Source organism: Dialister invisus DSM 15470, from assembly GCF_000160055.1.
Lineage (GTDB): Bacteria > Bacillota > Negativicutes > Veillonellales > Dialisteraceae > Dialister > Dialister invisus.
On sequence record NZ_GG698602.1, the window covers coordinates 1,464,715 to 1,478,473 of the forward strand.

Annotated in this window: 17 protein-coding genes, 1 tRNA gene and 1 other annotated feature; of the genes, 15 read left to right on the top strand and 3 right to left on the bottom strand. The window is 49.2% G+C overall.

Annotated elements, in window-relative coordinates; all coding sequences use genetic code 11:
• Window position 1: 1 nt before the first annotated feature.
• A complete protein-coding gene (gene pheA / locus GCWU000321_RS07245; RefSeq protein WP_022027383.1) occupies window positions 2-835 on the top strand; it encodes a prephenate dehydratase in 834 nt (277 codons plus the stop codon).
• 158 nt (window positions 836-993) lie between these two features.
• Here pheA and GCWU000321_RS07250 read toward each other — a convergent pair whose 3' ends face one another.
• The 3 genes from GCWU000321_RS07250 to GCWU000321_RS07265 form a co-directional block, all read right to left on the bottom strand.
• Entirely contained in the window at window positions 994-1,824 is an 831-nt protein-coding gene (locus GCWU000321_RS07250) for a MetQ/NlpA family ABC transporter substrate-binding protein (protein ID WP_007070533.1), read from the bottom strand.
• 59 nt (window positions 1,825-1,883) lie between these two features.
• Window positions 1,884-2,120, bottom strand: a binding site (T-box leader).
• A 196-nt stretch (window positions 2,121-2,316) separates the two neighbouring features.
• Window positions 2,317-2,392 (bottom strand) — tRNA-Ala (locus GCWU000321_RS07260).
• A gap of 180 nt (window positions 2,393-2,572) precedes the next feature.
• A complete protein-coding gene (locus GCWU000321_RS07265; RefSeq protein WP_007070534.1) occupies window positions 2,573-2,872 on the bottom strand; it encodes a hypothetical protein in 300 nt (99 codons plus the stop codon).
• A gap of 168 nt (window positions 2,873-3,040) precedes the next feature.
• On the opposite strand from GCWU000321_RS07265, the gene GCWU000321_RS07270 reads away from it, so the two are divergent.
• The 14 genes from GCWU000321_RS07270 to yfbR all read left to right on the top strand — a co-directional run bounded on the left by GCWU000321_RS07270 (window position 3,041) and on the right by yfbR (window position 13,390).
• Complete coding sequence (locus GCWU000321_RS07270; protein ID WP_007070535.1) at window positions 3,041-3,742, top strand: 7-cyano-7-deazaguanine synthase; 702 nt, start codon at window positions 3,041-3,043, stop codon at window positions 3,740-3,742.
• A 1-nt stretch (window position 3,743) separates the two neighbouring features.
• Window positions 3,744-4,073 (top strand): 6-carboxytetrahydropterin synthase QueD, encoded by a 330-nt coding sequence (gene queD / locus GCWU000321_RS07275; RefSeq protein WP_007070536.1) that lies wholly within the window; start codon window positions 3,744-3,746, stop codon window positions 4,071-4,073.
• Window positions 4,063-4,722 carry a putative 7-carboxy-7-deazaguanine synthase QueE gene (gene queE / locus GCWU000321_RS07280; protein WP_007070537.1) on the top strand — a complete coding sequence of 220 codons (660 nt, stop codon included), beginning with the start codon at window positions 4,063-4,065 and terminating at the stop codon, window positions 4,720-4,722. Before queD ends, queE begins: the two co-directional genes overlap by 11 nt.
• A gap of 1 nt (window position 4,723) precedes the next feature.
• Window positions 4,724-5,287: a GTP cyclohydrolase I gene (gene folE, locus GCWU000321_RS07285; RefSeq protein WP_007070538.1), complete on the top strand. Its 564-nt coding sequence runs from the start codon at window positions 4,724-4,726 to the stop codon at window positions 5,285-5,287.
• A 77-nt stretch (window positions 5,288-5,364) separates the two neighbouring features.
• A complete protein-coding gene (locus GCWU000321_RS07290; RefSeq protein ID WP_007070539.1) occupies window positions 5,365-6,288 on the top strand; it encodes an alpha/beta hydrolase in 924 nt (307 codons plus the stop codon).
• A gap of 72 nt (window positions 6,289-6,360) precedes the next feature.
• Complete coding sequence (locus tag GCWU000321_RS07295) at window positions 6,361-6,597, top strand: hypothetical protein (RefSeq protein WP_040381499.1); 237 nt, start codon at window positions 6,361-6,363, stop codon at window positions 6,595-6,597.
• A 133-nt stretch (window positions 6,598-6,730) separates the two neighbouring features.
• Window positions 6,731-7,495: a hypothetical protein gene (locus GCWU000321_RS07300; RefSeq protein WP_040381502.1), complete on the top strand. Its 765-nt coding sequence runs from the start codon at window positions 6,731-6,733 to the stop codon at window positions 7,493-7,495.
• Between the two features lie 84 nt (window positions 7,496-7,579).
• Window positions 7,580-8,653, top strand: coding sequence for an MBL fold metallo-hydrolase (locus tag GCWU000321_RS07305; RefSeq protein ID WP_156777759.1), 1,074 nt, complete (start codon window positions 7,580-7,582; stop codon window positions 8,651-8,653).
• A 93-nt stretch (window positions 8,654-8,746) separates the two neighbouring features.
• A complete protein-coding gene (locus tag GCWU000321_RS07310; RefSeq protein WP_007070544.1) occupies window positions 8,747-9,196 on the top strand; it encodes a universal stress protein in 450 nt (149 codons plus the stop codon).
• Window positions 9,197-9,269: 73 nt separating this feature from the next.
• Window positions 9,270-10,826 carry a DUF2157 domain-containing protein gene (locus tag GCWU000321_RS07315; protein WP_007070545.1) on the top strand — a complete coding sequence of 519 codons (1,557 nt, stop codon included), beginning with the start codon at window positions 9,270-9,272 and terminating at the stop codon, window positions 10,824-10,826.
• A complete protein-coding gene (locus GCWU000321_RS07320; RefSeq protein ID WP_007070546.1) occupies window positions 10,819-11,514 on the top strand; it encodes a hypothetical protein in 696 nt (231 codons plus the stop codon). Before GCWU000321_RS07315 ends, GCWU000321_RS07320 begins: the two co-directional genes overlap by 8 nt.
• 19 nt (window positions 11,515-11,533) lie before the next feature.
• Window positions 11,534-12,007, top strand: coding sequence for a SixA phosphatase family protein (locus GCWU000321_RS07325; RefSeq protein WP_007070547.1), 474 nt, complete (start codon window positions 11,534-11,536; stop codon window positions 12,005-12,007).
• Window positions 12,007-12,807, top strand: a complete 801-nt coding sequence (thiD, locus tag GCWU000321_RS07330) for a bifunctional hydroxymethylpyrimidine kinase/phosphomethylpyrimidine kinase (protein ID WP_007070548.1) — start codon at window positions 12,007-12,009, stop codon at window positions 12,805-12,807. Before GCWU000321_RS07325 ends, thiD begins: the two co-directional genes overlap by 1 nt.
• Before the next feature lies 1 nt (window position 12,808).
• On the top strand, window positions 12,809-13,390 hold the full coding sequence (gene yfbR, locus GCWU000321_RS07335) for a 5'-deoxynucleotidase (RefSeq protein ID WP_007070549.1): 582 nt from the start codon (window positions 12,809-12,811) through the stop codon (window positions 13,388-13,390).
• Window positions 13,391-13,759: the final 369 nt, after the last annotated feature.

The window sequence follows — 13,759 nt, forward strand, 5'->3', positions numbered from 1 at the left end:
TATGGAAAAACGGATCCGTGTCGGCTGTTACGGCGCGAAAGGCTCCTATACCTATGAGGCCATGGAACGGCACTTCGGTGAGCGGGAGCGGGAAGAAATATATTTCCCCCTCTTTGAAGATGTGACGAAAGCCGCTGCGGGAGGAATGATTGATTACGGCGTTGTACCCATTGAAAACTCTTCCACCGGGGGTATTACGGAAGTCTATGACCTTATCAGGGGCTGCGGCTGCGCCATCGTCGGTGAAGAACTGGTAAAAATCGAGCACCACCTGCTGGGACTGCCGGGAGCGGAAATGGAAGATATCGATACGGTCTACTCCCATCCCCAGGGATTTGCCCAGTGCCGTCTTTTCTTCAATGACCATCGGGATTGGAAATTGAAACCTTATTTTTCCACATCCCAAAGCGCGGAACGTGTTTCAAAGGATGGAAAGAAAAATCAGGCGGCCGTAGCAAGCCGGACGGCGGCGAAGCTGTATGGGCTTTCCGTACTGAAAGAAAATATCTTTTTTAATGAAAACAATTACACCCGTTTCTTCATCATCGCACCGAAAATGGAAATATCCGATAAAGCGGATAAGATCACTCTTGCCATTTCCGTCAGGCATGAACCGGGTGCACTCTACCATGTGCTGGGATACTTTTTCTACGGCGGTATGAATATGACCCATCTGGAATCCCGTCCGCTCGAAGGGAAACCTTTTGAGTATTTCTTCCACATCGATGTCATGGGTTCGCTGAAAGATCCATCAAATACGCGGACACTGGAGGGACTGTCTTCCATGTGCAGTTATTTTAAAATTCTGGGAAACTACGAATCGTGCGGCAGATGACAGAAGTAAAATGCGGAATGAAAGATAACAGAAAGGCAGACATCAGGAGACCGATGTATGATGCGGACTTTCTTCTGGTATGAAAAGGACCTCTTTTACCGGGCATTTGGTTTGTCCGGCAGAAGAGGTCCTTTATCTTGAAATCTTCTTTTGTTTAATCAGAAAGCGGCTTTGATGGCGCCGTTGTATTTCTTCTCGATGAAATCTTTGGATTCCTGGCTGGTAAGGGCTTCGATCAGTTTTTTGATTTCAGGGCGGGTTTCATCTCCTTCACGGACAGCGACAATGTTTGCGTATGGGGAATCGCTGCTTTCGGTGAAGATGGCATCTTTCGGATTCAGTTTTGCTTCCAGGGCAAAATTGATATTGATAACGGAAATATCAGCGTCTTCCAGCGAGCGGGGGAGCTGTGGCGCCTCCAGTTCAGAGAATTGAAGATTCTTTTTGTTTTCTGTGATGTCCTGCGGTGTAGCGGTGATGGGTGCACCGTCACGGAGCTTGATGAGCCCCGCAGACTGGAGCACGAGGAGCGCGCGGCCGCCGTTTGTGGGATCGTTCGGGATGGCTACACGGGCGCCGTCAGGAAGATCTTTCAAGTCTTTAATCTTTTTAGAGAAGACGGACATCGGTTCCAGATGGATCGCTCCTGCGGAAACGAGTTTCAGATTTCTTGACCGGGCGAATTCATCCAGGTACGGTTTGTGCTGGAAGTAGTTCGCGTCAAGGTTTTTGTCGTTCAGCGCCAGGTTCGGCTGTACATAATCGGTAAATTCGATGATTTCCACATTGACACCTTCTTTGGCAAGCTTATCTTTTACGGCGCCGAGAATTTCAGCGTGGGGGACGGGAGACACGCCCACTTTGAGAGTGACCGCCTTGCTGTCTTTCGGAGCGGGAGCCGCCGCTTTTTTCTCATCGCCGCAGCCTGTGATAAAACCTGTGAGTGCCAATGCGGCGACGGATGCGATGATTGTCTTTTTGAATTTCATGAAAAATTCCTCCTTTGACGTTCTTGCTTAAAAAATTGTAATAAAAAATCTTCCGTCCAATAAGGGACGAAAGATCGTGTTACCACCCAAGTTCATTTGCACGTCACCGTGCAAACCTCTGTAGGTACGAGGGAAATCCTGATACCGCAGCTCTGTAACGGGAGCGCCCGGACTGCTTAATGATTCGGCATATTCGGCTCAAAGACCATGTTCGGCAAACTTCCTGTACTTCCTTTCACCTTGCGGAAGCTCTCTTTGACATTCGTTTTGCTTACTCTTCTTCTCATTGCCTGTGATTAAGTTGTGCCTACTATAGCATTTTCTTTCGGCAGATGTCAAGCGGAAAAATAGTCTGCGAAATATATTTTGCGTTGCGGTATTTCCTGCGGGGCGGTTTCCGCGGCAGCGTACGGGTGCAGTTGAAATACATTAATAAAAAAAGCAGACCTGCTGCGGCAAGCCTGCTTCTGTTTTGCCTGGCCCCAAAGGGCATGGTGGAGACGAAGAGGATTGAACTCTCGACCTTACGGATGCGAACCGTACGCTCTCCCAGCTGAGCTACGTCCCCATGAAAATCAGTCCCTGAAAAGGACAAATCAATTATAGCACATGATTCAATTTTTGGGCAGTCCCGTAGTGATATGGCGGGTTTGCCAGACCGGTATTTGCCATATGCGCCACAGAGATTTTTTTACCGCATGGATGAAAAGGCACCGATGGGGCTGCCGGATGATGACTGGGGAGGTTCTTACCAGTCGATCCAGGTGAGAGCTTTTTCCAGCTGGTAGAAAGATTTCCCGTCCCAAAGGATGTCTTCGGTGAGGTGATTGATACAGTCTTCTTCATCGGATGTGTAATAATAGACGAGCTCCATGAAATCTTCAAACGGTTCTTTTGTCCAGCGGTATTTTTCTATGCTCACCCGCCACTTGTGCTGGCCGGGATGGTACACAAATCCTGAAAAATGGTAGACATATCCTTTGTGGCGTACACTGGCGCCGCCGTCCATGAGATAATCGATAAATTCGTCCGCATCTCCGCCCTTCATAATGCCTCCTTTTAATAATACAGCTTTATTATACTATATTTGTTTGTCTTATTTCTGTCCTGTGCTATAATGAGTTGATCTATTAATAAACGAAACTAATAAACGAAACGGAAATTTGTTCCGACAGTTGTCCATTCTGAGCACCAACTATAAAAAACGGGAGGAAATATGAAAAAAGCAATTATATTATCCAGCGGCGGTGTGGACTCGACGACCTGTCTCTCCGTGGCTGTAAATGCACTGGGAGCAGAGAATGTCAGCACTGCTTCTATTTTTTATGGACAGAAGCATAAAAAGGAATTAGATGCCGCAAGAGCGGTGGCGGCATATTATCATGTGCCTCATTATGAATTTGATTTGGCGCAGATCATGCAGTATTCCAATTGTTCTCTTTTGTCCCATTCGACGGAGAGTATTGTACACAAAAGTTACGGTGAGCAGATTGCGGAAAAGGGGGCAGGAAAGGTATCTACGTATGTTCCTTTTCGGAACGGCCTCATGATTTCTGTGGCGGCAAGTCTGGCAGCCGGCATTTATGAAGAGGAAGAGACGGATATTTATGTCGGCGCCCATGGAGATGATGCGGCGGGAGAAGCGTATGCCGACTGCTCGCCCCAGTTTCTGAAAGCCATGGGGGAAGCGGTTGCTGTCGGCACATACGGCAAGGTGCATCTGGTTTTTCCTTTTGCCGATAAAAATAAAACCGGCGTCGTGGCGGAAGGGCTGAAACTGGGGACACCCTATGAACTGACATGGAGCTGTTATGAGGGGGGAGACACGCCTTGCGGCGAATGCGGGACCTGCATAGACAGGGCGAAAGCGTTTGCTGAAAACGGGGTGGAAGACCCGTGGAACGGAGGGAAGGGATAATATGTTTACAGTAACGAAAAGAATGGAAATCAGCGGAGCGCACTTCCTGCGTCTGAACTATGAAAGCAAGTGCACTTCAATGCACGGGCACAACTGGATCGTGACTGTCACCGTGCAGAATGATAAGCTTGATGAAAACGGCATGGTGGTAGATTTCACGAAGATTAAGGATATCGTTAATCTTTTTGACCACCGGTGCGCTAACGATATCATGGAAGGCTTGAACCCCACGGCAGAAAATATGGCGAAATGGCTTTGCGACCGCATTCCCCACTGTATCCGCGTGGCGGTGCAGGAAACGGAAGGAAATACAGCGGTATATGAAAAATAAGTTTCCCGTGGCGGAAATATTTGACAGCATTGATGGAGAGGGAAAACGGACAGGGTATATGGCGGTATTTGTCCGGTTTGCCGGCTGCAATATCCGCTGTACATACTGCGATACGGCATACGCTTTGAAAGAGTCCGACGCGGAAGAATTCCTTACGAAAGAGGAACTCTTAGGCCGTATCCGTTCCTATCCCTGGAAGCGGATTACTTTTACGGGAGGAGAACCGCTGCTTCATCCGCTGCAGGAAATCTGCGACATCCTCGGGGAAGAGGGGTATGAAATTAATATAGAAACGAACGGCGCAGTTCCCCTTTTGGCGCGCCGTTCCCAAAATCTTTTTTATACGATGGATTACAAATGCACAGACAGCGGAATGAAGTCTTTCATGCGGCTGCCGAACTTAAAGGAATTGACGGAGGAGGATGTTCTGAAATTCGTCGTTTCCTCGAAAACGGATTTGGAGGATATGAAGGAAATTATTATAAAGTATTTTCCCCGGGGCGGTCCGAAGTTTTATGTGAGTCCCGTGTGGGGGAAAATAGAGCCGCGTGAATTGGTCGAATATGTGAGAAAAGAAAAACTGGCAGAAGTCTGCGTGCAGGTACAGCTCCATAAAATTATCTGGGAGCCGGACAGGAGAGGGGTCTGAAATGGATCAGAAAAAATTGGAACAGGCAGCGCGCCTGATTATAGAAGCAGTCGGGGAAGATCCCGAAAGAGAAGGGCTTGTGGAAACGCCCCGCCGCTTTGCGGAAATGGTGGCCGAGCAGCTGGCCTATGCGGCGGTGCCCAATGAAGAAATCGCCCGCACTTTCGAGAAGACGTTCTCTTCTCCTGAAAGTGACATGGTAGTGGTGAAAGATATTTCCCTCTTTTCCCATTGCGAGCACCATATCGCCCTCATGTACAATATGAAGGCGGCTGTGGGATATATTCCCAGAGGGCGCGTCATCGGACTGTCAAAAATTGCCCGCATCGCCGATGCCGTCTCTAAGCGTCTCCAGATCCAGGAACGGATAGGAGCGGATATACGGGATGTCATGGAACGGATTACCGGTGCCGGGGATGTGATCGTTCTTTTGGAAGGGGAGCATTCCTGTATGACGGCACGGGGAATCAGAAAACCGGGGACGCTTACAAGGACGATTTCCGCATCCGGACGGTTCAGGACAGACGGGGATTTGCGCAAAGAATTTCTTTCCCTGGCGAAGTAATGGGTGCCGGTTCCTGTTCGTGGTTCGTTTCAAAGAATAAAATTTAATTGTTTATTCATTTTTGGTATAATGCGGATATGGAGAAGATAAAAAAACAACTGCAGATAATTTTATATGTGTGGGTATGGCTCCTTTCTTTTTCTGCGGCGGACGCGGCGGAGGCCATTACTGATGAATACTGGATAACGACGGCGGATCGGGGGAAGATTGAACAGCGATACCGCAATCTCGGTATATACGAAGTGGCAAAGAAGACCGTTTCAAGAAAAGAAGAACAGTACGGAAATTATACTTACCGCGTGTGGTATCCGAAACGGCTGGAAACGGAAAACCGGAAATGGCCCATGGTATTTCTTTTAAACGGGACGACCTCGACCTGTGATCTTGATGAGCCGATTTTTGAACATCTTGCCAGCTGGGGCTTTATTGTCGTGGGCAATACGGACAGGAATACGGGACTCGGGTACTCGGCGGAATGGGGACTGGAACTCATGGACAAGCTGGCGGCGGACAGAAAAAGCGTGTTTTTTCAAAAGATTGATGAGGAAAATCTGGGGATCGGCGGCCACTCCCAGGGAGGCGTCGGCGCGGTGAAAACGATTTTATTCCGAAAAGGCGGCGGACGTTTTAAAACGGTTGTCACTGTTTCGGCGGTGACGGAATCATTTGCAAACAAATTAAAAATGAACAGCTGGAAATATGACGCTTCTGCAGTCAATGTGCCGTGGTTCATGGTGAGCGGAGACAGGCTGGATGATCGTCTCATTACACCGCTTCCGGATATGGAGAAGATATTTCAAAAGGCAAAGACAGCGATGGTCATGGGACGGCGTTCCCGTGCGGACCACAGCCATGTGCAGGCCGAAGCGGACGCTTATGTGACGGCATGGTTCCGCTGGCAGCTGGCAGGGGATCGGTACGCGGGGAAAGCGTTTCTTGGAAAAGACGCGGAGATACTCACAAATAAGGGATGGAACCATACGGCAAGAAAGAATTTATAAGAGAGGCGCAGAAAAATATTTTTCTTGCGGGGAACTCTCTTTTTTTGTACGATGAAGTCAGCGAGGTGTGTGATGAAAAATAAAGAAGAGACTGTTTTAATTACTGCTGTAGACAATGGAAGCACGGTAGAATTGGAAATCAATACGACGCTGCCCCACGAAGAAACAAAGGAAATGCTTGCCGGCGCGGTATGTGCCGTTTATGGCATTTCTGATTTCCATGAGGGGGATGTGGCGTCCTTTTTGGAAGCGCTTGCTGATGAATACAGAAAAGAAGAGAGGTCTCCCCATTCTCCTCTGGTGAATTGAAGCAGGAAGCGCTGTACGGAAGAATCTCTCCCGCATGGTTCCCGGGGAAAGGAATCGGCGGTTCAGCGGCGGAAAAATTGAAAACCGGCGGTAATCCGCTGCTGATGGCACGCGGTAAAAGAGGAGGCGGATCGTGGGAAGAAAAGAATATCTTGAAAGCATGGGTGTCCGGGCGGCCCGGCGCGCTTTCTTTTCCTATACGACCGAGCCGGAGGGGAGCTACAGCATCCACCGCGTATTTATCCGATTCCTCGAAGTGAACCGTATGGATATGGGCCAGGCGGAGAAGCCGAAGGCGGCCGCTTTCCTTACGGATTATATCCTGCTCCGTATCTATGTGGCGAAGTATGTCCTTGCCGGATATGCAGAAACCTATGCGCCGCTCTTGGATTTGTTCCGCGGTTTTGAAAAAGTGGAAAAGAAATTCTCCCTGTTTATGGAACGGGAAACAGCGCCCGGCCATGGCGCGGAACGAAAGTTTCTGCCGCCTGATCTGCGGAGACGCTATGATGAGCGCGGCATGCGGAAAACTATCGAACTTTTTGACAGTATCTCACGGAGGTATGAAGAAAGGGAAGACACGCCGGAACGGGTTATGAAATGTATCGTTGACGAATGCCTTTCCACGATCGCCATACGGAATGAAATATCTTTATCGGCGCCGTCCTTTTGGTTTTTTACCAGAGAAATGAACGGGTACATCAGGTACCTGAACCGTTTTTACAGCGGCCTGATTCCACCGGCGATTCACGAAAGAATAAAAGCGCCCATGATGGAAGAAGAAACGCGCAGTGATGCTGATGAAGAAAGCGGCGGTTTTAATTATGAACGCGCGGCATACATCATTTTTGCCATTGCCGGTGTGATCTGCGCCCTTATCGCGGCAGGCTCAAGATAGTTTTGCGGCTTTTTTTGAAATATGGTATATTGGGTGCAGCCATACGTGGCGCTTAACTGAAGAATAACGTCAATGGAGATGGATATGCAGATAACAATTGCAGGCGGCTGCGGTGATTTCGGACGCAGCTGCTTTTTTGTTGAAGGAGGGCGCCACGCTTTTATCGTGGATGCGGGAACTTCGACGGACGGACTGGACCGGGTACCTGATCTCACAGCGGAGCAGGTTGCAAGAGCAGAATACCTTTTCATCACCCATTCGCACCGGGACCATACGGGGGCGATCGGATATTTCGAGTCTCTCGGCTTTGCGGGATCCGTGCTTCTGACGAACCAGACATACCGGCAGATGAAAGAGAAGCCGGGGAACACGATGATTCTTGATTCGACAGCGCCCGAACTGGAATTGGAACGGGATTTCAGTTTCCGCTGGGGGCGGAGCGGCCATTGTGCCGGTTCCGTGTGGTACGATATTTCCTGTGAAGGGAAAAAATTGTTCTTTTCGGGGGATTACCGAAGCGATGACCCTTTTTATGTCTGTGATGATGCGGAAGGGAAAACGGCGGATGTGGCCGTCCTTGATGCAGCATATCCGGGCGATCGTACGGGGGCAGATATGCGTCGGTCGGTTCTTGATAAAATATTGGAATTGGTGTGGCGGGGAAAGCCGCTTCTTCTTCCTGTGCCGCATTTCGGCAGGGGGCTTTCCATCGCGGCATATTTCCGTAATAAAGGAAGTATGGAGATTCCCGTGCATATGGCTCCCGGGCTTTATGACGAATGGCTGCGTCTGGGGCGGAGGAAATACTTCGCCCGCCGGGAAGTGCTTGCCCTTCCCAATGAAACGTTTTCCTTATGGGACGGAAAAACGATTCATGACAATGGGGTTTATTTCCTTACCGATGCCCAGCTGTCACGGTCGGAGAGCAGAGAACTCATCGACCGGCATCCTGAACTTTCGCTGCTCATGACAGGCAGCATCCACGGCTACGGCAAAGCGAAAGATTATTATGAAAGCGGCAGGGCGGAACTTGTCCTCTGGCCGAACCATATGACGGAAAGGGAAATGTGGGAACTTGCCGGGAAAAATCATTTCAGAAAAATTATTCCTTATCACAGCACAGACCGGAAACCGGAGTCTGATGTATTTTCTTTATAAGAGAAATGAATAAAAAGAAATACGCAGTCAGGAATATTCATGGTATAATGAAAAAAATAAAATCCTTCAAAAGAAAAGAGAGGCGGGATTTCTATGTTGAAGTATAAGAATATTCTTGTTCCTTATGATGGTTCTGCCCACGCGAAAAAGGCGATGGCGCAAGCTGCGGATCTGGCGGCTGCAGGCGAGGGTACGAAGCTTTACATCGTGTCCGTGTGCAATATGGTTTCCGCCATGAGCAATTTTGACCAGGTATCCATTGCGGAAGGCTGCCTTACTTCCAAGCTTTCAGAGGATCTGGAAGCGCACTGCCGCCGCGATTTGAAAGAAGCTGCCGCTATGGTTCCTGAAGGCGTGGCGCATGAAACGGTTTTTGAAATTGGTTCGCCCGGACCGGTCATTCTCAGTATTGCTGAAGATAAAGGGTGCGACCTCATCGTCATGGGAAGCAGGGGACTCGGTCCGCTGAAGGGCATTTTCATGGGATCGGTTTCCAGCTATATCGTAAGCCGGGGCAAGTATCCCGTGCTTATCGTAAAATAATTTAAGATTCGGCGGTGGTGGAAACGAAATTCTTTTCATCACTGCTTTTTTATTGACAGGCGGGAGTTAAGTTATGACTCACTTTAAATGGCTGAAAAAAGAAATACCCCGTTGGGTGAAGGAAGAAATTATTACCCGTGAAGCGGGAGATTCTCTTATTTCTTTATACAGGAATGAACAACGCCATTCTCATGGCGAAGGGCTTTTCGTGCTGGCTGCTGTATGTTTCCTCACCGGTCTGATTTTCATCTGCGCCGGCGTATGGAACGGTCTTTCTCAGGATGAGCAGTTTATGATGGCCCTTGTGCCTTTGGTGCTGTCCATTCTTATTATTGCGGCGATTTTGTGGCAGGATCGTCCTGTGATGGATCAAATTCCGGCAGAAAGCGTCCGCTTAGAAGAAGCTGAAAACACAGCAGAGCTGCTTTCCGGGGAAACAGGGGGAACGGTTTCTGCCGGAAGCGGAAGCGAAGAAAATACCGCGGCGGGAAATAAGGGAAAAGATCTGTCTTCTCTTCTTCCTTCCGTTTCTTACCGCCACCGCGTACCTGATGTTATTCGGGAGGCGGCCGGTGTTTTTCATGGCGTGGCGGTCTTGTGTGCCGTATGGATGGTAAATGAGTCTTTCAAGCTGTCGGGGGATTGGTTTGTTCTCGCGGCGGTGTCCTGCGTATTCCTTCTTCTGATGAGCTGGGCGTTTCCTACGGCAGGACTCGGTATGGTCTATATGGCGTCGTCTGTTCTTGTGTACCGTTTATCACCGTACCGGGGATGGCCGGAAGCGGCGGCATGGGTGTTTCTTGTTTTGGCGCTTCCCCTCCTGGTGCGGCTTCTGGGAGAACGGCGTCATAAAGCGGTCGTCTGTTACTCATGGTTTTGGGCGGTCTGCGTACTTCTCCTTATTTACTGGACCGCGTCCAACCTTTTATGGCAGACGATGTTTTTTGCCCTTGCGGCAGCGCTTACCTGGATAGCGGGCAGTATGCTTTCTTCCTGGGGCGCGGCGGCGGAAGCGCTTCGCCTCTTTGGCGGCGCGGCCGTGTTCGGTGTTCTGCTGGAGGGCTCCTGGAGTTCCGTGTGGAAAGGCATTTCGGGAAATTGGACCTTATGGATTTTGTTTTTTGTCATTCTTGCCATTGACGCTGTCCTGCTTACCCGGATGGGTATCAAAAGGGACCGGCTGGCTGCCCTCGGAGGTCTTACGCCTTTTATTATGCTTGTGGCGGCATCCCTTGCCGTTTTTGAAACAACCGGTGTGTCTTCTGCCATCTTTGTATCCATTTTTACCGCGTTTCTTGCCATGGCAGTTATCGGGAGGGGATACCGGAGCGATTCCAACCTGCTGAAATGGGTCGGCGGATGTCTTCTGGCTGCGGCAGGTGCTGTGCGTGTCCTTGATGCGGCGCTTTCCTTCGGACAAAGAGGAATATTCTTCCTCGTCATCGGCGCGGCTGCTGTTATTGTGTGCTGCCTGACTTTCCTTCCCCATGCCGTGAAGAAGATAAGGCGGAAACCGGGAAGGAAGACTGTACGACGGGATCGGCAGCCGGCAGCACCTGCGGATCAATCAGCGTTCTTGTCCGATCTGCCGGAAAGGAAAACGGAGGAAGGCGGGGAACGCCGTGAATAGAAAGTACAGTTTGCTTCTCGTCCTGATCACTGCTATTTTTGAACTTGCCTTTTTTGTATGGACAAGGGCGGATTACCGTTCCACCCTTCTTGACGGAGAAGAATATGAGGTGCCGGCGGCGATTGAATTTCAAGGGGATTTTTACGACAGAAATTACATAGCGGTGAACGTACCCATAACGGAAACGAAGTGGGAAGGAGAGCGGGAACCGGAAACGGGGGAAACGATTTACCTGGTGATCAGTAAGGGGCAGAAGGGAGCGCTTATTCTTGATCATGCCCAGCTTACCCAGCCCAGCGGAAGTTATATCAAAACGCGGGCACTCCGCATCATGGATGGCACCGTATATTTCAATTTTCCGGCGGACCGCATGTACATGGCGCCGGAGCAGCTGAAGAAACTGTCCGTCGTGGAACTTTCCGAACGGGTACAGGTGCCTGAAGACAATGGAAAAACAAAAACAGCCATGAAGAATGAAATTACGGCACTTGTCAGGGTGAAGGACGGACGTGCTGCTGTTTCCAGAGTCCTTGCCAATGGCGGGCCTGTGGAACAGATATTTACAACCGTCGGGAAAAATTTATCTGTGAAATACGCGACCAGCAAAGACGAAAAAGACCAGTATAATGAAAAAAGATTCTTTACCGCTGCTGATATGGATAAGAACGGTAAAGAATCGGATAATTAATCGGAATAAGGAGGCAGCGATGTACTTAATTCTTATGCGGCATGGGGAAGCTGTTCCCCAGACGGAAGATGTGCCGAACAGAGAAAGACGGCTGACAAAAGAAGGAAAGAAACAGGTGCGGACCACATCGCGCATGCTTGCCCGATTTTTGAAAGACCGGCCGCTCCGCATTTTCGCAAGCCCTTTTATGCGTACCCGCCAGACGGCGAGGATTTTATCGGAAGAATGTTTTGCCGAAGGGCTCCACCTGACGGAAGAACTTTTACAGGGCGATTTCAGGCGGATTGAGAATCATCTCATGACGGACGGAGGACCGCTGGCCTTAGTAGGACATCATCCTTTCCTCCAGTCCTACCTTCTTGAAGCGGCAGGTGCGGGCATTCAGCCTGATTTGGCGTCCATCTCCGTTGTTGACTATGATATGGCGTGGAAACAGGGAAAACTCATTGCCTATTTCACTCCGGCTTTGAAAAAATTGAAAAAGGAAGACTGATGAAGAAACTACTTACTGTTGCCGGTTCAGATTCCTCCGGCGGTGCAGGGATACAGGCGGATTTAAAAACCTTTGCTGCTCTTGGCGCCTATGGAATGAGCTGCATCTGCACACTCACCGCGCAAAATACGACCGGTGTTTCCATGGTGGTGAATACTCCCGTGGAGATGGTGACCGCCCAGCTGGAAGCGGTATACAGCGATATTCCTCCGGACGGAGTCAAAACGGGCATGCTCAGCACCCCGGCCATCGTTTCGGCAGTGGCGGAATTTCTCCGCGGACACAAAGGACCGGCAATTGTCGTTGATCCTGTCATGGTTGCCACCACGGGCGCTGTTCTTTTGGAAAAAGAAGCCATTGAAACGTATAAAGATATTTTGATTCCTGAAGCGGATCTCATCACGCCGAACATTCCCGAAGCGGAAGTATTATTGGGATTGGAAATAAAAACGGAAAAGGATATGGAAAACGCGGCGGAAAGAATAATGGAATACGGCTGTCGTGCGGTTCTTGTGAAAGGCGGGCACCGGGTTCATGATGCGGTAGATATCCTTTTTGACGGGAAACAATTTTATCGTTATGAAGGAAAGCGGATTAAGACAAAAAACACCCACGGTACGGGATGCACGCTTTCCGCAGCGCTCGCCGTCAAACTGGCGGAAGGGAAAACGCTGACGAAGGCTGCTGCGGAAGCGAAAGCATACCTCACCGGCGCTATCGAAGCGGCAAAAGACGAAACCATCGGACAGGGGAGCGGCCCAGTTCGTCATTTCTGGCTTTGTGGAATAAAGGGGAGATAATATGCACACTTTTTTTGCGTACCTTGCAAGAATGAAATATATACAGCGCTGGGGACTTATGCGGAATTCCTTTCCGGAAAATGACGCGGAGCATACCTTGCAGACCGTCATGATTGCCCACGGACTTGCAGTGATCCGTGAAAAAATTTTTCATGAACCCTGCGATGCGGAGCATTGCGCCATGTTGGCCGTTTATCATGATGCGGGAGAAGTCTTTACAGGCGACATGCCCACTCCCGTGAAATACTTTACAGAGGATCTGCATGACAAATATAAAGAAATAGAAGATAAAGCAAGAAGGCGCCTTTTGGAAACGCTTCCCGATGAATTGAAAGACACCTACCGCCCCTATATTCTGGACATGGAAAACGATCCTTTATGGCCGCTTGCAAAAGCGGCGGACACGTTGTCGGCATACCTGAAATGCGCCGAAGAAATACAGGCGGGGAACAGCGAATTTGAAGAAGCGTTCCGCACAACGGAAAATAAATTGAAAAATCTGCACCTGAAAGAAGTGGACTGGTTCCTGGAACACTTTGCCGGCAGTTTTGCCCTTACCTTAGATGAAATGAATCGAATGTAAAATAAAAAAGTAAAGTGTGTTTTGGAAGAGGCACTTTACTTTTTTTATTCAGCATATGTTCATCCTGTATTCTTGGAAATATTGAAGTCCTCAGTATAAATAACAGCAAGCAACAAGCGGCGTATTTCGCGAGCAAGATATGATTCCGCATAGGACAGGAGCTGAGAATATGACGCCGAACACTTTTGGCGGAAATAGAAGAAAGAAACTCTTTTTGTAAAGAACGGTGAGAAGTTTTTTGACTTGATATGCTGTACCTGAAAAAATGTGGATATTCTTTTTTGCTTCACAGATTCGGGGAAGCCTGCTTGTGAGATGTTTTATGGATGAATCGGTACGCGTTTTTTATATTTCATTCCTCATGTATAA

Bases quoted from the DNA above. Each gene is read 5' to 3' on its own strand.
- GCWU000321_RS07310 (WP_007070544.1), top strand. From the start codon at position 8,747: ATGTTGAAGTATAAGAATATTCTTGTTCCTTATGATGGTTCTGCCCAC.
- thiD (WP_007070548.1), top strand. From the start codon at position 12,007: ATGAAGAAACTACTTACTGTTGCCGGTTCAGATTCCTCCGGCGGTGCA.
- GCWU000321_RS07250 (WP_007070533.1), bottom strand. From the start codon at position 1,824: ATGAAATTCAAAAAGACAATCATCGCATCCGTCGCCGCATTGGCACTC.
- pheA (WP_022027383.1), top strand. From the start codon at position 2: ATGGAAAAACGGATCCGTGTCGGCTGTTACGGCGCGAAAGGCTCCTAT.
- yfbR (WP_007070549.1), top strand. From the start codon at position 12,809: ATGCACACTTTTTTTGCGTACCTTGCAAGAATGAAATATATACAGCGC.
- GCWU000321_RS07290 (WP_007070539.1), top strand. From the start codon at position 5,365: ATGGAGAAGATAAAAAAACAACTGCAGATAATTTTATATGTGTGGGTA.
- GCWU000321_RS07305 (WP_156777759.1), top strand. From the start codon at position 7,580: ATGCAGATAACAATTGCAGGCGGCTGCGGTGATTTCGGACGCAGCTGC.
- GCWU000321_RS07270 (WP_007070535.1), top strand. From the start codon at position 3,041: ATGAAAAAAGCAATTATATTATCCAGCGGCGGTGTGGACTCGACGACC.
- GCWU000321_RS07315 (WP_007070545.1), top strand. From the start codon at position 9,270: ATGACTCACTTTAAATGGCTGAAAAAAGAAATACCCCGTTGGGTGAAG.
- folE (WP_007070538.1), top strand. From the start codon at position 4,724: ATGGATCAGAAAAAATTGGAACAGGCAGCGCGCCTGATTATAGAAGCA.
- queE (WP_007070537.1), top strand. From the start codon at position 4,063: ATGAAAAATAAGTTTCCCGTGGCGGAAATATTTGACAGCATTGATGGA.
- queD (WP_007070536.1), top strand. From the start codon at position 3,744: ATGTTTACAGTAACGAAAAGAATGGAAATCAGCGGAGCGCACTTCCTG.
- GCWU000321_RS07295 (WP_040381499.1), top strand. From the start codon at position 6,361: ATGAAAAATAAAGAAGAGACTGTTTTAATTACTGCTGTAGACAATGGA.
- GCWU000321_RS07325 (WP_007070547.1), top strand. From the start codon at position 11,534: ATGTACTTAATTCTTATGCGGCATGGGGAAGCTGTTCCCCAGACGGAA.
- GCWU000321_RS07265 (WP_007070534.1), bottom strand. From the start codon at position 2,872: ATGAAGGGCGGAGATGCGGACGAATTTATCGATTATCTCATGGACGGC.